The following is a 20,607-nucleotide window of genomic DNA, read 5'->3' on the forward strand; positions in this document are numbered from 1 at the left end:
GTTTATTAACTTCTGATTAATTTTCTGTATTTCAATCGTTTCGGAGTTAAATCACCACCCAAACGTTTCTTCTTATTCTCTTCGTATTCAGAAAAACCTCCTTCAAAATAATATACTTCAGAGTTTCCTTCGAAAGCTAAAATGTGTGTACAAATTCTGTCCAAGAACCATCTGTCGTGAGAAATTACCACCGCACAACCTGCAAAATTTTCCAAACCTTCTTCTAATGCACGAAGCGTATTAATGTCCAAATCATTCGTAGGCTCATCCAGTAAAAGGACGTTTCCTTCTTCTTTCAAAGTCATAGCAAGATGCAAACGGTTACGTTCTCCTCCTGAAAGTGTGGATACTTTTTTGTTTTGATCGCTTCCTCCAAAATTAAATCGGCTTAAATAAGCTCTGGAATTCACCTGTCTTCCACCCATCATAATTAATTCCTGACCATCACAAAAGTTTTCCCAAATTGATTTATCAGGATTTATATTAGAATGCGCTTGATCGACATATGCAATTTTCACGGTTTCTCCAATGGCAAACTCCCCTGCATCAGGTTTTTCTTCACCCATAATCATTCTGAAAATCGTTGATTTACCAGCTCCGTTTGGCCCAATAATCCCAACGATACCAGCTTGAGGCAATGTAAAGTTCAAATTATCATATAGTAATTTATCACCATAGGCTTTTGCAACACCCTTAGCTTCGATTACATTGGTTCCTAAACGAGGTCCGTTTGGAATATAGATTTCTAGATTTTCATCTAATGCTTTTTGATCTTCATTTAGCAGTTTATCGTAATTCTGTAAACGTGCTTTTTGTTTTGTTTGACGGCCTTTAGCTCCTTGACGAACCCAGTCCAACTCCCGTTCTAAGTTTTTTCTACGTTTAGAAGCTACTTTTTCTTCTAATGCCATTCTGCTTGATTTTTGATCTAACCAAGAAGAGTAGTTTCCTTTCCAAGGAATACCTTCTCCTCTATCTAACTCTAAAATCCAACCTGCAACATTATCCAAGAAGTATCTATCGTGAGTTACAGCGATAACTGTTCCTGAATATTGAGCTAAATGTTGTTCTAACCAAAGTACACTTTCCGCATCCAAGTGATTCGTAGGCTCATCCAAAAGCAAAACGTCAGGCTGTTGTAACAACAAACGACATAAAGCCACACGGCGACGTTCACCACCAGAAAGATTTCTAATTGGAGTATCAGCATCTGGAGTACGTAACGCATCCATCGCTATTTCTAATTTAGTATCAATTTCCCAAGCTCCAAGCGCATCAATTTTATCTTGTAATAAAGCTTGACGATCCATCAATTTTTCCATTTTATCGGCATCTTCGTAAACTTCTGGAAGACCAAAGCTATCGTTGATTTTATTGAATTCGTCTAATACTGCCATTGTTTCAGCAACGCCTTCTCTTACAATTTCAATAACCGTTTTACTATCATCTAAAATAGGTTCTTGTTCTAAATAACCCACGCTGTAACCTGGAGCAAAAACTACATCGCCTTGGTAATTTTTATCAACACCTGCAATAATTTTTAATAAAGAAGATTTTCCTGAGCCATTTAAACCCAAAATACCAATTTTAGCTCCGTAAAAGAAACTCAAATAGATGTTTTTAAGTACAGGTTTATCTGCTCCTTGATAGGTTTTACTCAATTTTGACATTGAGAATATTACTTTCTTATCGTCTGCCATTTTTTTTAATTTAAAATTTAAAATTCAACATTTAAAATATATTTTATAGTCTGCCTTTAAGCGAACTAAAAACCCACGCATTAGCCAAAAAGCCAACACCTACGGCTGCAAATCCCCAACCCGCTACGTCATCATATCGGAAAGCGCCTAAACCTATAAGCAACAAACCCATTATAATCATTATTAATGTCGCCCAACCTAAGATAGTATTTTTATTCATTCCCATATTTAGGTAAATTATATTTTATCCCGAAGTTTCGGAGTGCAAATATCGGTAATTTTAGTCGCTAATTAAATATTTTATAAAGCATTTCTCTTAATAAATCCGATTGTGACAATGCATTAGCGCCAACACCTTTGCTTTTTACATCAATATCTCTTAAAGCCCCAATAATTTGACTCACTTTTTTCATCGGATAATTCTTCAAAGCCACATCATACTCTTTCAAAAAGAACGGATTAACACCTAATACCGCTGCCACATTTTTTGGATTTTTGTCTTTCAATCCATGGTATTTCAGCAATTGAATAAAAAATCCAAAAACCAAACTCGTTGTTACCACCATGGGATTGTCTTTTGGATTTTGGGCGAAATTTTCGGCAATGGTATAGGCTTTTAATTGATTGCGCTCTCCTAATGCTTTTCGTAATTCAAATACATTAAAATCTTTACTGAAACCTATGTTTTCCTCGATATGCTTTGGAGTTATTGCACTCCCGACGGGCAAGATAATCTGTAATTTTTCGAGTTCATTATTAATTTTGCTTAAATCCGTTCCCAAGAATTCCACTAACATGGCATTTGCTTTAGGTTCAATCGCATATTTTTTTCCTGCTAAAACACGTTTTATCCACTCGCCTACTTGGTTTTCGTACAATTTTTTACTCTCATAAACGACACCATGCTTCGCTAATAGTTTTGTTAGTTTTTTACGTTTATCTAACGTTTTATATTTGTAACAAAAAACCAAAACGGTTGATGGCATCGGGTTTTCAGCATAACTTTCCAATTTATCAATCGTCCGAATCAAATCCTGTGCTTCTTTTACAATCACCACTTGGCGTTCTGCCATCATTGGATACCGTTTTGCTGTTGAAACTACATCTTCTATTGATACATCCCTTCCATATAAAACGGTTTGATTAAAGCCTTTTTCCTCTTCGGTTAATACTTTTTCTTCAATATAATCGGATAATTTGTCAATATAATAAGGCTCTTCTCCCATCAAAAAATAGATGGGTTTGATGTTGCCGCTTTTTATATCATTTACAATTTTTATAACCTCGTCCATTTCTTTGTGTTTAAAGTTTGAAGTTTAAAGTTTGTTGCTTCGAATGAAACTTTAAACTTTAAATTTTAAACTTATTTAATACTTTTGCTTTATGCAAAAACTAAATTTTCAACTTTATAACTTTCGGTTCAAAAATAGCGAAAATAAAGTCTCCATTTTTGATGAAATAAGGAAAAAATTTATCATTCTTACTCCCGAAGAATGGGTTCGTCAGCATGTAGTCCAGTTTTTATTGGAAGAAAAAAAATATCCAAAATCATTGATAAATGTAGAAAAAGTTCTAAAAGTCAATGGCTTGCGCAAAAGATACGATGTTGTAGTTTTCAATCCTGATGGTTCTATTTTCATTTTAATCGAATGTAAAGCCCCTGAAATAAAAATTGCTCAAGCGACTTTTGACCAAATTGCCCGCTACAATATGACGATGAAAGCCCAGTTTTTGATGGTGACTAATGGATTGAATCATTACTTTTGCCAAATGGATTTTGAAAATGAAAAATATCAGTTTTTACCTGAATTACCAATGTATGAAATCCAATAATCAAAACTCTAAATGAAAATAGCTGTTGTCATACTCAATTGGAACGGAGTACAATTATTAGAACAATTTTTACCTTCGGTACTGCAATATTCACCCGAAGCTACTATATATATTGCAGATAATGCTTCAACAGATGATTCCATTTCATTTGTATTGGCTAATTTTCCTTCGATCAAAATTGTAAAAAACGATACTAATTTAGGTTTTGCCGGCGGTTATAATGAAGCATTGAAACATATTGATGCTGAAATTTACGCTTTAGTCAATTCCGACATTGAAGTTACTGAAAATTGGCTACAGCCAATCAGTAAAACTTTCGAAAACGAAGCCGAAACGGCCATTATCCAGCCTAAAATATTAGATTTTAAGCGTAAAGAATACTTTGAATATGCTGGTGCTGCGGGAGGATTTATAGACCAATATGGTTATCCGTATTGCCGAGGACGCATTTTTGAAACTTTAGAAAAAGATAATGGACAATACGATAATAACTGTGAAATATTCTGGGCTTCTGGAGCGTGCTTTTTTATTCGAAGTTCGGTTTATGCAACATTAAAAGGTTTTGATGCTGATTTTTTTGCCCATCAGGAAGAAATTGATTTGTGCTGGCGTGCAACCAATAAAGGATTTAAAATAAAATACAATTCGGAATCCGTTGTTTATCATGTTGGTGGAGCCACTTTACAACAAGGAAATCCAAAGAAAACCTATTTGAATTTTAGGAATTCATTATTGATGTTGACTAAAAATTTACCTAAAGATAAATTGTACTGGATTCTGTTTTGCAGAATGATTTTGGACGGAGTTGCCGGATTGCATTTTCTTTCACAAGGCAAATTCAGTCATTTTCTAGCGATATTAAAGGCACATGGTTCCTTTTACAAATTGTTTTCGAGTAATTTACACAAAAGAGACAAGTTTCAAACTGAAAAATACTATAATACGAAAAGCATCGTTTTTTCTTATTACATTAACAGTGGCAAGGTTTTTGTTAAATAATTTTAACATTAATTTATGTATAATTTCTAACTTTTAAAAACTAAATTTACAAATCAAATCTTTAAAAAAAAATTATGAGAAAAATAGTAATTGCACTATCAGTATTGGCTGTTTTAACTTCTTGTGTTTCTAAAAAGAAATACACCGATTTAGAAGCCAGAAACAAAGAAACCCAAGATTTATTGAATTCTGCTACTGTAAAATTAAATTCTTGCTTAGAAGAAAAAGCGGGACTTTCTGCAACTGTAGCCGGTTTAAAAGAACACAATCAAACACTGATCAGTACGTCTAAAGACATGACGGTATTGACCACTAAAGGGGCAGAAAATATTGAGAAAGCTTTAGAATCTATCAAAGAAAAAGATTTGAAAATCAGTAGAATGCAAGATGCATTAACTAAAAAAGACAGTGTTACACTTGCTGTTGTTACTAGTTTAAAAAGTGCTGTTGGAATTTCTGACCCAGATATCGAAATAAATGTTGAAAAAGGAGTTGTATTTATCTCTATTGCAGACAAATTGTTGTTTAAAACTGGAAGTTATGATGTAACTGACCGAGCAAAAGCAGTATTGGCTAAAGTAGCTAAAGTTGTTAATGACAAACCTGATTTTGAATGTATGGTTGAAGGGCACACTGATAGTGTTCCTTATATTGGAAACGGTGTTTTACTTGACAACTGGGATTTAAGTGTAAAACGTTCTACTTCTATAATTCGTGTATTAACGAATCAATTAGGTGTTAAACCAGAACAATTAATTGCTGCGGGAAGAAGTTCTTATGTTCCTTTAGTTGCTAATGATTCAGCTGAAAACAGAGCTCGTAACAGAAGGACTCGTATCGTTGTATTGCCTAAAATCGATCAATTCTATGAAATGATTGAAAAAGAAATGAAAAAACAACAAAAATAAAAAGTATTCAGTGAACAGTAATTAGTGTTCAGTTTATTTAATAAGAAAACGTCCCGATTGCTCGGGACGTTTTTTTATGCAAATTTTTTCACGAAGATTTTTAACATTCTTAATCTGAAATCTATACACTCGTTTACAAAATATCCAAACTTCCTTTTCCTTCCCTTACCACAATAGGTTCATCTCCGGACAAATCAATAATAGTAGAACCCATATTGTCACCATAACCACCATCAATTACCAAATCAACTAAGTTTTGCCATTTCTCGAAAATAAGCTCTGGATCTGTAGTGTATTCTATCACATCATCATCATCGTGGATTGAAGTGGAAACAATTGGATTACCTAATTGACGGACAATTTCCAATGCAATCGAATTATCAGGAACCCGAATACCGACTGTCGTTTTCTTTTTGAATTCTTTAGGTAAGTTATTATTCCCAGGTAAAATAAAGGTATACGGTCCTGGCAAAGCCCTTTTTAATAGTTTAAAAGTTGCAGTATCAATTTGTTTCACATAATCGGATAAATTACTCAAATCGTGACAAACGAAGGAAAAATTAGCTTTTTCCAGCTTGATTCCTTTTATCTTAGCGACACGTTCTAGCGCTTTGGTATTCGTAATATCACATCCCAATCCGTAAACGGTATCCGTTGGATAAATCACTAAACCACCATCTTTTAAAACCTTAACAACTTTGGCAATCGCCGCTTCATTTGGTTTGTCTGCGTATATTTTTATAAATTGAGCCATGAGATTGAAGATTTTTGATTAACGATTTTTGATTTCCTGATTTAAAATTTTAGACATCTAGTTCTAGATTTACTCCAACTGTCACTGAACACTGAAAAACTGACGACTGAATACTATCCTATAATATCCAATTTTGCAAATCGTAACAATAATTTCTTGATTCCGCCGATTTCAAACTTAATTTCGGCTTTTTTATCAGCGCCAACACCTTCTAAGTTAATGACTTGTCCTTTTCCAAAACGCTCGTGCATAACCACATTTCCCGCAACCAGTTTATTATCAAATAGATTCGCACTTCCAGAAGAAGATGCATTACTAGTAACTGGCTTCAATTTACGAATATTTATATCCGATTTGGGTTCGTTATCGGTAACCTGTTTTGGAGGTGTACTTCCTATTGGTTTTGCCAAACGCAATTTGGATTTATCCACATCACCAAAAATATCACTGTCAATCATTGGTTTATAACGGTAATTATTTTCGGGCGGTGTCATATATTCTAAATACTGACTGTCAATTTCCTCAATAAAACGCGAAGGTTCACTATCTGTTAATTTTCCCCAACGATAACGGGATTGTGCATACGTCAAATAAGCTTGATGCTCCGCACGTGTTAAAGCCACATAAAATAAACGACGTTCCTCTTCCAGTTCGCTTCTGGTACTCATACTCATGGCACTCGGAAATAAATCCTCTTCCATTCCTACCACAAAAACATGAGGAAATTCCAATCCTTTAGCTAAGTGAATCGTCATCAATGCTACACGATCTTCATCACTGGTATCTTTATCTAAATCCGTCGCTAAGGCCACATCCTCCATAAACTCAGATAATGCACCTCGAGCGCCATCAACTTCTTTTTGACCTTCGGTAAAATCTTTGATACCATTTAATAATTCCTCAATATTCTGGATTTTAGCCATTCCCTCAGGAGTCGCATCTTTCTTTAATTCTTGAACCAATCCCGTTTTTTTAGCAACGTGATCAGCAAGATAAAAGGCATCTTGGTTTTCATTTATGGCTTGAAAACTCTGAATCATAGTTACAAAATCAAGTAGTTTTTGCTTCGTTCCCGAATTCAGTTTTAAGTCTATTTTTTCGATATTTTGCATTACCTCAAATATCGAACGCTTGTAGTGATTGGCGGCAATGGTTAATTTTTCGATAGTAGTATTCCCAATTCCACGAGCCGGATAATTGATTACTCGCACTAAGGCTTCTTCATCTTTTGGATTGATAACCAATCGCAAATAACACAATACATCCTTCACTTCTTTCCTTTGGTAAAATGAAAGTCCACCATAAATTCGGTATGGAATATCTCTTTTTCTCAAGGCATCTTCCATCGCACGAGATTGTGCATTGGTACGATACAAAATAGCAAAGGCTCCATTAGGTAACTGGTTTTGCATTTTTTGCTCCCAAATGGTACTGGCTACAAATCGGCCTTCCTCGTTATCGGTTAAACTGCGGTGTACTTTTATTTTTGGGCCAAAATCATTGGCTGTCCAAACTATTTTATCAAGCTTGACTTTGTTTTTATCGATGATGGTATTGGCCGCTTCTACAATATTTTTTGTCGAACGGTAATTTTGTTCCAATCGAAAGGTTTTCACCCCCTCATAATCTTTCTGGAAATTCAGGATATTATTGATGTTTGCTCCACGAAAGGCATAGATACTTTGTGCATCATCCCCTACCACACAGATATTCAGAAATTTATCAGACAACGCTCTAACGATCAAATACTGTGAGTGATTTGTATCTTGGTACTCATCCACCAATATGTAACGAAAACGGTTTTGATATTTAGCCAAAACTTCCGGAAAACGAGTCAACAACTCATTCGTTTTCAGTAGCAAGTCATCAAAATCCATTGCTCCTGCTTTGAAACATCGATCTACATAATTTTGATAAATTTCCCCCATACGAGGTTTTTTAGACATGGCATCGGCTTCTTGCAAATCAAGATCATTGAAATAGGCTTTAACTGTAATCAAACTATTTTTGAAATTGGAAATCCTGCTTAAAACCTGTTTGGGTTTGTACACATCTCTGTCCAATTGCATTTCTTTAATAATTCCTGAAATTGCACGAAGTGAATCTTGGGAATCATATATGGTAAAATTCGAAGGATAGCCCAAATGTTCCGCTTCTGAACGAAGAATTCGAGCAAAAACCGAGTGAAAGGTTCCCATCCAAAGATTTTTAGCTTCGCCAGCACCTACAATATCAGAGATACGCTTTTTCATTTCTCGAGCTGCTTTGTTAGTAAAAGTCAGAGACAAAATACTAAACGGATCTACTCCCTGATTCATCAAATAAGCAATTCTTATGGTCAACACCCGCGTTTTACCAGAACCTGCTCCTGCAATAATTATCATAGGACCGTCTTTTTGTAAAACGGGTTCGCGTTGCGCTTCGTTAAGTTGATCGATATATTTATGCATGGAAATTTTTAAATTATATTATGCAAAAATAGCGATTTTGAATGAGGTTTTAAGTACCAAAAAACAACAATTGGCTAATTCATTTTACGATTCATTTTAATACGATATTCTTATATTTATTATTTAAAAAACACATCGTAAGCAAATCGGATTAAAGTACCGATTACAACAACTAAAAAGAAAATTCGAATAAAACTGTTTCCTTTGTTTATGGCTAGTTTTGCCCCAATCCATCCGCCAAAAGCATTACTTACCGCCATTGGTATTGCTACTGCCCAAATAATTTTACCTTTCAAAATAAACAGGCAAATGGAACCAAAATTAGTCGACAGATTCACCATTTTGGCATTTGCGGAAGCGTGCAAAAAATCAAATCCCATGATAGCGATAAACGCCACCACTAGAAAACTACCCGTTCCCGGACCAATAAACCCATCATACAAACCCACTATAAAACTGATTGCAATCGCATTTAAGATTTGTGTTCTGGGCGAATGCGTTTTTTCAATATGTTGCCCAAAATTCTTCTTTGCGTAGGTATAAACCACTAAAAATGAAAGGACAACCAGCAATAATGGTTTCATGAAATCATTACTCACATACGTCAATAATGTAGAACCTAAAAATGCCGAAGGAAAAGCCAACAACATCATAATTCCAAGCAATTTCCAGTTCATATCGACCTTTTTAAGATATTGATAGGCTGCAAAAGAAGTACCGCTGAAAGCAGGAACTTTTAAGGTCCCAATAACTGTTGAAACTGGCAAATTAGGTAATAATATCAACCCCATAGGCGTTTGTATCAGTCCGCCACCGCCAACAATTGCATCTATAAATCCTGCGGCAAAAGCAGCTAAACAAAGTAAAACTAATACGTACGTTTCCATTCTAATAATCGATATTAAATATTCTTGTATAAATGGTAAAAATACTATTCGAATTGATTTATTGCTAATAAAATCAAGTTGATTTGTAGTCAAAAAAGTATATTTTTGCTTCTATAAATCTTAAAAGCAAAATGGAATCAATACCAATCATAGAATTATTAAGTTATACTTTACCGGCTGTTGTTACAGGAGTTGTGGCCTATTATTTTTTTGATCTTCATACCAAAAACGAAGAAGGAAGACGCCGTTATTTATTAAACAAGGAAGCACAAAAAAATGCTTTGCCCTTACGCTTACAAGCTTTTGAGCGCATGACGTTGTACATGGAACGCATCAATCCTACAAAATTATTGATTCGAATTACTCCTCTTTCACAGGATAAAAATGATTATGAAAATCTCATAATTGAACAAATCGAGCAGGAATTTGAACACAATTTGACACAACAAATTTATATGTCTGATGAATGTTGGACCATTATTGTGACAGCTAAAAATGCTACTATTCAAATGATTCGTAAAGCAAATAGGAACGACCGTGTCGATAGCGCAGATAAATTGCGTGAAGTGCTTTTGAATGATTTAATGGAAAAACAATCTCCAAGTAATGCTGCTTTGGCGTATATCAAAAACGAAGTAGGACAATTATGGTAAACTATTAATTTGTTTTACTCAAACAAAACTCAATAATAAAACCATTTTTTAAATGAACTTATATTCCTTATATGGTTTGTATTTATCACCATATAAGGAATATAAGTTCATTTAAGTTAAAAAATAGCGCACAAAATTCTCTGTTTAATTGCTATTCTTTCAATAACCGATTTAATTGAAATTGTTCGCTTTCATTTAAATTCGGCAGAATTCTTTCGAAAGAAACTCTCATTGTCGCATTCTTTAATAATCTTCTAATGTTATCTCTTCCAAATTTCGAAAATTGCCACATGTGATGTGTTGTTGCTTTTACTAAATTTTTCAATACTTCATCATTGATTATATTAAAAGCAAGTAGTTTCTCTAAAGCATCTTGACGAATGGTTGCTTCATAATTAGACGATGAATAATTAATTAATTCATCTATCAATTGTTCTTTATTTATTGAATAATTAGGTGTCGATAATGCTAACGACAACCATAAAGTTCGCAGATTAAAGTCACTAAAACCGATCCATTCTTTTGATTTATCCAAATATCGAGTGCGTTGTTCCGGAAAATTATTCCATAAATTATATAATACTATTTCTTGTGTTTGATCGGATTTGTCATCGAGTAAAGTTTCATATTGCAATCTAAAACTTTCCGGAATTTCATTTAGTGATGCTGCAACCGCTTGACGTACTTTTATGTTTTTAGTTTCCAAAGCCAAGCTTAAAAGTTTGGATTTATCTTCAACTTTTTCTGGTTTCAATTGATTGACAATTGCTTCTTTAACAGTAAAATAAACATCAGATTGTAGTATTTTAGCGAAAAAAACTTCTTTCTCCGACAAGGATTTATTTTTTAATTTTTCTACTTCAAACAATACCTGAATTGATTTATTTTTATTCAATAAAGCATTAGCCTGTTGTGTATTAAAACTAGTTGTCTCAAGCCATACTTCACTAAAATTATTCAAATCATAATGTGATACTTTTTTTATTTCAGCAAAAAAATTTTGTGTATTTACCGTTTGAAACGAATGTTTTTTCAAATAACATTTTACTGCTTTTTTAAATGCTTTGTCGCCTATCGCTTCGTGTAAAACATACAATGCCCAAGCGCCTTTTTGATAGAATGTCAACGAACTGGCTTTGGCGTTCAAAACTGGAATTGTATCGGTTCTGGAGGCAAACTTCAATTGTTGCGCTGATTCATATAATTTGGAATAAAAATAATCTTCCCCGTAAATTTCCTTTTCGGCTAATAACGCATAATAGGTTGCAAAACCTTCTTGAAGCCAATGGTGCTTGCTACTTTCGGCAGTGACTAAATTACCAAACCATTGGTGCGCCAATTCATGTGCATTCACATTCGTATAGCTTCGGTCTTCAAAACCTATTGAATCTACCACATATCGCGTTGAGAATAAAGTTGCCGACGTATTTTCCATTCCGGCATACAAAAAATCACGAACTGGAGCTTGTTTATAAATTTCCCAGGGATACTTCACCCCTATTTCCTTTTCCAAAAAATCAAATAATTGCTTTGAATACCGATAGGTTGATTCAAATTTAGATTTGTCTTTTTGTTCATAATACATTTCTAAAGGAATTCCTGAATTTGATTTCTGTTTCTGTTTTTCAAATTTCCCTATAGTAAGCATTAATAAATAAGAACTCATTGGTTTTTGCATTTGGTATTGCCAAACCGAGAGCCCATTGAGTTCCGACTTAAATTTCAAAACTCCATTTGAAAGTACTTGATAGTCTTTATTACATACAATATTCAAATTGAAAACCACTTTTTCATTCACATCATCAAAACTTGGAAACCAATGACTGGTATATTTTCCTTGTCCTTGCGTCCAAATTTGTAAATTATCATTTGTCTCAGATCCTATGAAATACATGGTTTGTTTTGGCTTAGCCAAATAATGAAAGGTCAGGCTATTTTTTCCTTTTTTAAATGGAAAAATAATTTGCAATTGTTTTTGTGTGTTGCGAAAATTGATAGGTTTCCCGTTCAGTTTCAAATCAGAAAATTCCATGTTTTGCGCATCAATTTTAATGGCATCAATGGATTTCAAAATTTCAAAATCATAATCAACATCCCCTGAAACTGTTTTTTCAATTGGATTAACAGCAATTTTTCCTGAAACCGATTTAAAATCAACAAATTGCGTTTGTTGGGCGAATGTTATTGTTGATAGTAAGAGGAAAAGGTATTTCATTGATTGCAAAGATTAAAACTTAGATTTTCAAAGTTACAAAGGTTTACCAAACTAATAGTACAAATTTTGTAAGTTTACCCACAGAAAACCTCAAGAAAACCCATTGAAAAAGAAAGCCCTATTTAATTGGAGCAGCGGAAAAGATTCTGCGCTTGCCTTATACAAAACATTCCAAAATTCAGAATTCGAAATTACCTGTTTGCTTACTAGCGTAAACCAACAATTCCAACGTATTTCCATGCATGGCGTTCGGGTAGAATTATTGGAACAACAAGCCCAAAGTATTGGATTTCCACTTGAAATCATGCAAATTCCAGAAATGCCCACGATGGAAGTCTATGAAAAAGTTATGCAGGAAACATTGGAAAAACTAAAAGACCAAGGCGTTACACATTCTATTTTTGGAGATATATTTCTGGAAGATTTACGTAAATACCGGGAAGACAAATTAGCCGAAATAGGTTTCGAAGGCATTTTCCCGCTTTGGAAAATTCCAACACAAGATTTGATTCAAGAATTTATAAGTCTGGGTTTCAAAACGATTGTTGTTTGTGTAAACGAACGCTTTTTGGATAAAAGCTTTGTAGGTCGCGTTATCGATCAGGATTTCATCAACGATTTACCAGAAAACGTAGATGTTTGTGGTGAAAATGGTGAGTTTCATACGTTCACTTTTGACGGCCCGATTTTCTCTAAACCCATAGATTTCGAAATTGGCGAAGTAGTTTATAGAAAATACGAAAAGCCAAAAGAACAAGATTCCTCAAATACCGCTTGTGACACGAGTGCTTCCGATGCATTTGATTTCGGGTTTTGGTATTGTGATTTAATCCCTAAATAATTTTCAATAAAAAACTCCGAAGTCATGAGACAACGGAGTTTTTATTGAAAATTATAAAGAAGTTTTTAATCCAATTTTGGTAAAGAAAAGCTATCAAAAATACTTTTTTCTTTCATAAGCGCTTCAATTTCATTTGATTTCCTAGGTGCTTCTGAAGATAAATTAACAGGACCATTAGCTGTAATTAAAATATCATCTTCGATTCGTACGGCAATTCCCCACCATTTTTTATCACAATCGCTTCCGTTAGGGATATAAATTCCCGGTTCTACCGTGAGTACCATATTTTCTTCAAAATTATTATACAAACCTGGATCATGCACATCTAATCCAATGTGATGGGAAGTCCCATGCGGGAAATACTTTCTAGATTCATCTGCTGTTTTAATAATTCCTAATTTAACTAAACCATCACTGATTATTTTACGTGCCGCCACATCTGGAGCACTAAAGCTATTTCCTGTTTTTGCGGTAGCAATACCTGCTTCTTGGGCATCATAGACTAAATCATAAATTAGCTTTTGCTCAGTAGAAAATTTTCCGTTGGCAGGAATAGTTCGGGTAACATCGGCGGTGTAACCATGATATTCAGCACCTAAATCCATTAGAACCAAATCATTTTCTACTTTCATTTTACTGTTTTCAATATAATGCAATACACAACCATTATTGCCGGCTCCCACGATTGACGGATAGCCTTCAAACTCACTACCATACTTTTTATACACAAACTCATGGACACCTTGTATTTCGGTTTCAGACATTCCGGGATGCATAGCTTTCATGATTTCACGTTGTCCCATTGCCGAAATCCGAACCGCTTTGGTAAGCAAAACCATTTCTTCTTTGGATTTTTTCTCCCGCAAACTCGCCATGTAAGTTGTAATCGATTTGGTATCTGTATTTGCTTTTTGTGCAGTAATACTTTTTTTAGCATTAATTTCCTTTTGCAAATTAGAATCTATTTGCTTTTCTGCTTTTACATCATATCCAATTTGGGTTTTAAAAGCTTCAATTAATTTGTATAAATCGGCTTTGTCACGTTTTGAATTTCTGGTGTCATTTTCAAATTCCTTAAACAGCACATTGTTAAAACTCATGTAATCAATTCCGGAATTCAGAAACTCTTTTCCATTTAAGGCTATCTCAAAACCTAAATCCTTTTTTGCTCCTTCTGTTCCCAGACGTATTCCAGTCCACTGCTCTGCTTTTGGATTTTTTTCCTGCACATAAAGTATTTCGTTATAGGTTTTTCCGTCTTTATCCGTTTGATTATTCGAAAAAATAACCAAAACAGAATTGGGTTCTTTATATCCTGTTAAGTAATAAAAATCAGGATCTTGATGGTACACATAATCAACATCATTAGCTCGGTTGCGAACAGGATTTCCAAAAAATACTGCCACGCTATTATTAGGCATTTTTTTACGCAAAGCCTCTCTTCGTTCTTTGTGAAATTGAGCTGACAAGTAATCGTTTGGGGCTCCATTTTGCGCTATCGAAGTACAAACAAATAGTACAGTGAGGATAAAAGAAAGGCTAAAAGTCATCTATTTAAAGGTTAGGGTTTTAAATGCTACAGAAAACATTTATACATTGTTAATTAAGAGTAAATATAAATAATTTCATGTTTAATATATAACTTTTCTACTCAGAATTGTTTGAAATTTTAGTCTAAACATTGAAAAAGAGCAAACAAAAGTTAAAAAATTTCAAGTACTCTTTTCAGAAGTGCCACATAATTCTAGAATTAACCCTAACCAAATGGTATGAAAAATGTTGTAAAATGTACTTAATAATTTATTTTTTGTATTCTAATCCAGGACCATCACAGCTATTCCAGGTATTTGACAAGTTGTTGTTATCCCTAAAATAAAGTATCTCTTTTTGATTTCCATAACAGCTGCCTATAAGCTCACTGTCATTGGGATATGTCAATTCTAAATATAATCCGTCTGAATGAGTTGTAGTAACGTAAGTTCCAGAAATGGTTGTTTTAATCATATTTCTTTCTCGGGATTTTGTAAATGTTCCATTAGAGTTGAACAAATAAAATTCTTGCCATTCCATTGCCGAACCTGTAGTTTCTGAATTAACAATAGAACCCGACATTTTAACCAAAGTCCATTTCCCGTAATAACCAGTATTATCAGTTACAACAGCATCTTTTGAACAGGAATTAAAAACAGAAAGAAAAGCAACAAGAATAGTAAAATGTTTCATATATCAGTTTTTACAGCTACTACATAGATGATGCCAATTATAAAAGGTTGCGTCAAATTATAATTATTTATTTTTTTTAAAGCTAAATAAATCAGTCCTAATTAGTGTCATTCCGGCTAACTTTTTTTAATGTCCTTTGATTTTTCTTCATACATTTTTAGCAACTGCGTCACCGTATTCCAATTTCGGATTGTGGCAATAACATTCAGTTTTTTCTCGATGTATTTTTGATCAAAACGTGTTTTTCCAGCACCAACGGCGTATTTTATAAAAATTCTACTGTCATCAATACTAGCTTCATCGGGTTTAAACTGACTAATTTTCAAATCATTGATGCTTGTACTTTGTAATGCTGTAGAAATAAAAGCCACGTATAATTTTTTAATATCGATATCTTTTTCTTTCAAAAATGGATTGTTCTTGAAACACGCTTCTAAATCTGCAGAACCAATCACTACAACAGGCACTTCATGACCAAAAGCCTTGAAAATTTCCTGCTTTATTTTGAAACCAACGGCAGCAGCATTTTGTTCTTCTGTATCGACAAAAACATTTCCTGATTGAATATACGTTTGCACATTTTGAAAACCAATGCCTTCCAAAGTGGTTTTCAGTGCCTCCATTTTTATCATACTGTGACCAGAAACATTGATACCACGAAGTAATGCGAGATGAGTTGTCATTTTTAATACTTTTTAAGTGTTCAAAGATATTGCGTTTGAAATGGAATTCACAATTTAATTAATTTGAATCATTGCATAAAAATTCTGAAATGGGAAATAAGAAGAAATATTTTGATTGATTAGAAAACTTCTATTAATGACCATTTTATAAAAAAACAACCCCGCTAAAGAAGACTCAAACGAGGCATTTTATAATTCTTTTTTTAATCTTTAGAAAGGTAACACTATGTTCCAATCGATAGTATTATCAAATTCGCACCTTTACAACAACTTTTTTTACTTTAGAAATTTGTTCCGCTTTTACACAAGGTCGATGAAGATCATCCGGGAAAAATAGGGTAAACATTCCTTCTTCTACTCTAATTAAAGAGGTTTCTCCTTCAAAAAAAGAATAATCTTTTTCTTCATCGGTAAATATCATTTTTTGATTGTTTTTAGTTGTAATCCCCATTAATTCAATACCTTTTATGATATATTGAATATCGATATGCTGAATATGTCCTTCTAATTTACAATCTCCTACTTCCTTTGTATCATATTCCTGCACTATTGCAAAAACATCGTCATTCTCAATTTGATATTTCCCAGACTCTATTTGAGCTAAATCAGTGTTTCTAATAAATTCAAATCCTTTAGCGATTCTTTCGCTCAGGTTCAAATAAAGTTTATAATTTTCAATTTTATCTAATATCATTTTATATTTTTAATTGATAAGTAAGTCGTCGTCATGATAGACTTTTTTATTTTGCGAAGATATTGTGTTTGAAGGGAGTTTTTGAATTTTAATTTATGAGCTTAAATAGTAAAACTAAAATCAAAATGAAAAAAATCAATAAAATTGCAGGTAAAAGCAAGTTTAAAATAGATTTACCTATAGATAATTTCTGTACTTCTGAAATTCCAATTACACACAATACAAATGACCAAATCCCTAATATAAGTTCGATAATAAAAAAGCCATAATAAATAACACTCTCCACTAATCCTGAGCTATAAAAATCATTTTCCGATTTAAACATTGTGTCGCCATAAATCGCAATTTGAGGAATCAGTATAATTAAACTAAGCACAGAAGGAAACAAAGCATAAGCAAGAATTCTTAATATGGATTCTGTATTTCCCTGTCCATTCAACCAACTGCCGGACCAACTTATCAATGCTGAATAAACATAATAAGTAATCCATCCAAATAGACCTCCAAAAATAATACTAATTAAGATTATTGCCCAAATGGAATAATTATCTCCCATGTTTTTAGTTGATGCTCTATCAAAAGATCGAAGCATACCAGCTAGAAATAATAATATATATAAATGTTTTTCGTAATTGTAATTATTTATAAACTTGAAAGCTTCTCTTGGAGATGTCAATATTTTTATAAAAATATCACTTTCAGAGATTTTAGCTTTTTCAGGTAAATCTTCTAAATCATTCATTTTTTAGTTTTTCTTTTGATTTGATTTATGATTTTAATTTTTGAGGTAAATCAATTGTAACAAAGACTTTGAGTACGGATTCAACAGCTGTAATTAGTCTTTTTCCACAAACCCTTTTTCCTTTAGATTATTATAAACTTTTTCTCCAATCTCTTTTCCCCAGGTTTGTCCAGCTTGCATTGATTCTTGCAAAACTAAGGGCATTGTCGATATTACTTTCTTCCCTAAAGAGGACTGATAAAATTCGGTTAGTTGCATTATTTCCGATTCAGTATAATATTTATCATAAATTGGAATAATCAAATTTATTAGAGTATCAGAATTCATCTCTTTTAAAAAATTATCCCAAAATTCTACTGGCACATTCGGATAATTTTTTTTAAAACTATTAATCATACTTTCTCCAACTTGAACACCTAATTTTCCCGAACCTGTTAACTCAAGAAGGTTTTTAATATTATCAGTTTTTGATATAGTTTGTGAAAATCCGCTTGTTAGAAGCCCACATAAAAAGAATGTAATTGAAAATCGTTTCATTTAATTATTATAGTTAATGGATAAATACTATGTTTAAATAAAAAACATGTTCAAATGAATAACATTATTCATTTTCCAAATATACCAATTTTCTTACACCAATTTCAATTTTTCCTATTTCCAAATTTCCAAACAAAAAACTATCTTCGCTTTTTAAAAGAGAAAAAAACATAGTCCTGTTAAAAAATCTATTTCTGCATTCTGTATTCCATTTTCTAAACGATCTAAAAGCCCAGCTATATAAATGTACAATAATCTCCTACTAACTCCCATAGAATACCTCAAAGGCGTTGGTCCCAATCGGGGCGAATTACTTCGTAAGGAATTGGGCATTTATAAGTATGTGGATTTGGTTAATTTTTTTCCAAATAGATACATTGACAGAACACGGTATTACAAGATTAACGAACTGCAAAACAATGTAGCCGAAGTTCAGATTATTGGTAAAATAATAAACATCAAAACCGTTGAATTTGGCAGAAACCAAAAACGTCTGGTAGCGACTTTTGTGGATGATACGGGACAAATGGAACTTGTTTGGTTTCAAGGTCACAAATGGATTCGGGAGAGTTTAAAGCTCAATGAAATATGCGTAATTTTCGGGAAATGCACGTCTTTTGGGAATGCGTTCAATATGGCGCATCCGGAAATCGAGTTGATGAGCGAACACGAACAAAGTCTGCGTTCGGCGATGCAACCCGTGTATCCTTCGACAGAAACCTTGACGAATCGCGGGATTTCAAACCGGGTGATTAATAAATTGATGCAACAATTGTTTTTGGAAACACAAGCGTTGTTCACGGAAACCTTGCCGGATTATTTAATCAACGAACTGAAACTGATTCCTAAAAAAGCAGCTTTATTCAACATTCATTTTCCAAAAAGCACCGAAGTTTTGGCGAAAGCTAAATTCCGATTAATATTCGAAGAATTGTTCTTTATTCAGTTGCAATTAATCACGAAAAATCTCATTCGGAAACATAAAATAAAAGGGCATCCGTTTAACACTGTGGGCGACTATTTCAATGATTTTTATCAAAATTATTTGCCTTTTCAATTGACCAATGCCCAAAAAAGAGTAATCAAAGAAATACGAACTGACATGGGCAGCAACGCCCAAATGAACCGATTGCTGCAAGGCGATGTGGGTTCCGGTAAAACAATTGTGGCTTTTATGAGCATGCTTTTGGCACTTGATAATGGCTTTCAAGCGTGTTTGATGGCACCCACGGAAATCCTCGCCAATCAGCATTTTATTGGTTTATCCGAATTAGCCGAAACTTTAAATATCAATATCAGAATATTGACGGGTTCCACTAAAATAGCGCAACGTAGAATTATACATGAAGAACTGGAAAACGGTACGTTACACATTCTTATCGGAACACACGCTTTACTGGAAGACAAAGTGGAATTTAAGAATTTAGGACTTGCCGTGATTGATGAACAACACCGTTTTGGCGTAGAACAACGTTCTAAATTGTGGAAGAAAAATGTGATTCCACCACACGTTTTGGTGATGACCGCTACGCCTATTCCCAGAACTTTGGCGATGAGCTTGTATGGCGATTTAGATATTTCAGTAATTGATGAATTGCCACCGGGAAGAAAACCAATTCAAACGGTACACCGGTTTGACAGCAACCGATTAAAAGTTTGGAAATTCCTGCGGGACGAAATCGCTTTGGGCCGACAAATATATATTGTATATCCGTTAATCCAAGAATCGGAGAAAATGGATTTTAAGGATTTAATGGACGGTTACGAAAGTATTTCGAGAGATTTTCCGTTGCCACACTATTCGATTTCAATCCTGCATGGAAAAATGAAACCTGCCGATAAAGATGCCGAAATGAAACGCTTTTCGGAAGGAAAAACCAATATTATGGTAGCAACGACGGTAATTGAAGTCGGCGTGAATGTTCCTAACGCCAGTGTAATGATTATCGAAAGTGCGGAACGTTTTGGATTATCGCAACTGCATCAGCTAAGAGGTAGAGTTGGTCGTGGCGCCGAGCAAAGTTATTGTATCCTGATGACGAGCCATAAATTGAGTTCCGACAGTAAAACCCGAATGGAAACGATGGTGCAAACCAATGATGGTTTCGAAATTGCTGAAGTAGATTTGAAACTACGTGGTCCGGGCGATTTAATGGGAACCCAACAAAGTGGTGTCCTCAACCTTCAAATTGCCGATTTAGTTAGAGACAGGGATACTTTGGCATTGGCCAGAAACTATGCATTGAAATTGCTAAAGGAAGATGCTGGAATGCAAAAACCGGAACATACCGCTTTAAGAGCTGTTTTCATAGAAATGACAAAAAAGAAAAACATTTGGAATTATATTAGTTAAATAAAATATGTGACATTCATTTTTTAAACCATTTAAGAAATGTAAGTTCATTTAAGAAATTTGTTAGTTATAATTTTAACACCTATTTATCACTTTAAATTCACATTAAGACTTTATTAATCAATACTTTGTTTC

The 20,607-nt window shown here is 33.7% G+C and carries 19 protein-coding genes; 6 read left to right on the forward strand and 13 right to left on the reverse strand.

From position 1 onward, the window contains the following. Positions 1 to 5: 5 nt before the first annotated feature. The 3 genes from ettA to holA all read right to left on the reverse strand — a co-directional run bounded on the left by ettA (position 6) and on the right by holA (position 2,992). Positions 6 to 1,700 (reverse strand): energy-dependent translational throttle protein EttA, encoded by a 1,695-nt coding sequence (gene ettA / locus ACM55K_RS14725; protein ID WP_416851024.1) that lies wholly within the window; start codon positions 1,698 to 1,700, stop codon positions 6 to 8. A gap of 43 nt (positions 1,701 to 1,743) precedes the next feature. After that, positions 1,744 to 1,926, reverse strand: a complete 183-nt coding sequence (locus tag ACM55K_RS14730) for a CAL67264 family membrane protein (RefSeq protein ID WP_416851025.1) — start codon at positions 1,924 to 1,926, stop codon at positions 1,744 to 1,746. 61 nt (positions 1,927 to 1,987) lie between these two features. Next, positions 1,988 to 2,992: a DNA polymerase III subunit delta gene (gene holA / locus ACM55K_RS14735; protein ID WP_416851026.1), complete on the reverse strand. Its 1,005-nt coding sequence runs from the start codon at positions 2,990 to 2,992 to the stop codon at positions 1,988 to 1,990. A 91-nt stretch (positions 2,993 to 3,083) separates the two neighbouring features. On the opposite strand from holA, the gene ACM55K_RS14740 reads away from it, so the two are divergent. The 3 genes from ACM55K_RS14740 to ACM55K_RS14750 all read left to right on the forward strand — a co-directional run bounded on the left by ACM55K_RS14740 (position 3,084) and on the right by ACM55K_RS14750 (position 5,440). Beyond that, positions 3,084 to 3,533 (forward strand): type I restriction enzyme HsdR N-terminal domain-containing protein, encoded by a 450-nt coding sequence (locus ACM55K_RS14740; RefSeq protein WP_416851027.1) that lies wholly within the window; start codon positions 3,084 to 3,086, stop codon positions 3,531 to 3,533. Positions 3,534 to 3,545: 12 nt separating this feature from the next. Beyond that, on the forward strand, positions 3,546 to 4,532 hold the full coding sequence (locus ACM55K_RS14745; protein WP_416851028.1) for a glycosyltransferase family 2 protein: 987 nt from the start codon (positions 3,546 to 3,548) through the stop codon (positions 4,530 to 4,532). A 74-nt stretch (positions 4,533 to 4,606) separates the two neighbouring features. Continuing rightward, positions 4,607 to 5,440 carry an OmpA/MotB family protein gene (locus tag ACM55K_RS14750; protein ID WP_416851029.1) on the forward strand — a complete coding sequence of 278 codons (834 nt, stop codon included), beginning with the start codon at positions 4,607 to 4,609 and terminating at the stop codon, positions 5,438 to 5,440. A gap of 133 nt (positions 5,441 to 5,573) precedes the next feature. Here ACM55K_RS14750 and ACM55K_RS14755 read toward each other — a convergent pair whose 3' ends face one another. From ACM55K_RS14755 to ACM55K_RS14765, 3 genes are all read right to left on the reverse strand, one after another. Then, a complete protein-coding gene (locus tag ACM55K_RS14755) occupies positions 5,574 to 6,194 on the reverse strand; it encodes an L-threonylcarbamoyladenylate synthase (protein WP_416851030.1) in 621 nt (206 codons plus the stop codon). A gap of 113 nt (positions 6,195 to 6,307) precedes the next feature. Then, positions 6,308 to 8,644, reverse strand: a complete 2,337-nt coding sequence (locus tag ACM55K_RS14760) for an ATP-dependent helicase (RefSeq protein ID WP_416851031.1) — start codon at positions 8,642 to 8,644, stop codon at positions 6,308 to 6,310. Between the two features lie 119 nt (positions 8,645 to 8,763). After that, a complete protein-coding gene (locus tag ACM55K_RS14765) occupies positions 8,764 to 9,531 on the reverse strand; it encodes a sulfite exporter TauE/SafE family protein (RefSeq protein WP_416851032.1) in 768 nt (255 codons plus the stop codon). 131 nt (positions 9,532 to 9,662) lie between these two features. On the opposite strand from ACM55K_RS14765, the gene ACM55K_RS14770 reads away from it, so the two are divergent. Further along, positions 9,663 to 10,184, forward strand: coding sequence for a DUF7935 family protein (locus ACM55K_RS14770; RefSeq protein ID WP_416851033.1), 522 nt, complete (start codon positions 9,663 to 9,665; stop codon positions 10,182 to 10,184). Between the two features lie 151 nt (positions 10,185 to 10,335). On the opposite strand, the gene ACM55K_RS14775 is transcribed toward ACM55K_RS14770, so the two are convergent. Then, the gene (locus ACM55K_RS14775) at positions 10,336 to 12,399 is read right to left on the reverse strand and encodes a M1 family metallopeptidase (protein WP_416851034.1); all 2,064 of its coding nucleotides are present in this window, start codon (positions 12,397 to 12,399) and stop codon (positions 10,336 to 10,338) included. 103 nt (positions 12,400 to 12,502) lie between these two features. On the opposite strand from ACM55K_RS14775, the gene ACM55K_RS14780 reads away from it, so the two are divergent. Beyond that, positions 12,503 to 13,240 (forward strand): Dph6-related ATP pyrophosphatase, encoded by a 738-nt coding sequence (locus tag ACM55K_RS14780; RefSeq protein ID WP_416851035.1) that lies wholly within the window; start codon positions 12,503 to 12,505, stop codon positions 13,238 to 13,240. Between the two features lie 65 nt (positions 13,241 to 13,305). On the opposite strand, the gene ACM55K_RS14785 is transcribed toward ACM55K_RS14780, so the two are convergent. From ACM55K_RS14785 to ACM55K_RS14810, 6 genes are all read right to left on the reverse strand, one after another. Beyond that, positions 13,306 to 14,790, reverse strand: a complete 1,485-nt coding sequence (locus ACM55K_RS14785) for an aminopeptidase P N-terminal domain-containing protein (protein ID WP_416851036.1) — start codon at positions 14,788 to 14,790, stop codon at positions 13,306 to 13,308. A gap of 250 nt (positions 14,791 to 15,040) precedes the next feature. After that, positions 15,041 to 15,463 (reverse strand): hypothetical protein, encoded by a 423-nt coding sequence (locus tag ACM55K_RS14790; protein WP_416851037.1) that lies wholly within the window; start codon positions 15,461 to 15,463, stop codon positions 15,041 to 15,043. Between the two features lie 116 nt (positions 15,464 to 15,579). Further along, complete coding sequence (locus ACM55K_RS14795) at positions 15,580 to 16,146, reverse strand: DUF1697 domain-containing protein (protein WP_416851038.1); 567 nt, start codon at positions 16,144 to 16,146, stop codon at positions 15,580 to 15,582. Between the two features lie 247 nt (positions 16,147 to 16,393). Beyond that, positions 16,394 to 16,840, reverse strand: coding sequence for a NanQ anomerase/TabA/YiaL family protein (locus ACM55K_RS14800; protein WP_416851039.1), 447 nt, complete (start codon positions 16,838 to 16,840; stop codon positions 16,394 to 16,396). Positions 16,841 to 16,928: 88 nt separating this feature from the next. Beyond that, a complete protein-coding gene (locus tag ACM55K_RS14805) occupies positions 16,929 to 17,582 on the reverse strand; it encodes a Yip1 family protein (RefSeq protein ID WP_416851040.1) in 654 nt (217 codons plus the stop codon). Between the two features lie 93 nt (positions 17,583 to 17,675). Continuing rightward, positions 17,676 to 18,119, reverse strand: a complete 444-nt coding sequence (locus ACM55K_RS14810; protein ID WP_416851041.1) for a DUF2059 domain-containing protein — start codon at positions 18,117 to 18,119, stop codon at positions 17,676 to 17,678. Positions 18,120 to 18,363: 244 nt separating this feature from the next. Between ACM55K_RS14810 and recG the strand changes: the two genes are divergently transcribed. After that, positions 18,364 to 20,472, forward strand: coding sequence for an ATP-dependent DNA helicase RecG (recG, locus tag ACM55K_RS14815; protein WP_416851042.1), 2,109 nt, complete (start codon positions 18,364 to 18,366; stop codon positions 20,470 to 20,472). The last annotated feature ends 135 nt before the right edge of the window (positions 20,473 to 20,607 follow it).

Origin of the sequence: Flavobacterium arabinosi (assembly GCF_048158725.1) — a bacterium.
GTDB classification, from domain to species: domain Bacteria; phylum Bacteroidota; class Bacteroidia; order Flavobacteriales; family Flavobacteriaceae; genus Flavobacterium; species Flavobacterium arabinosi.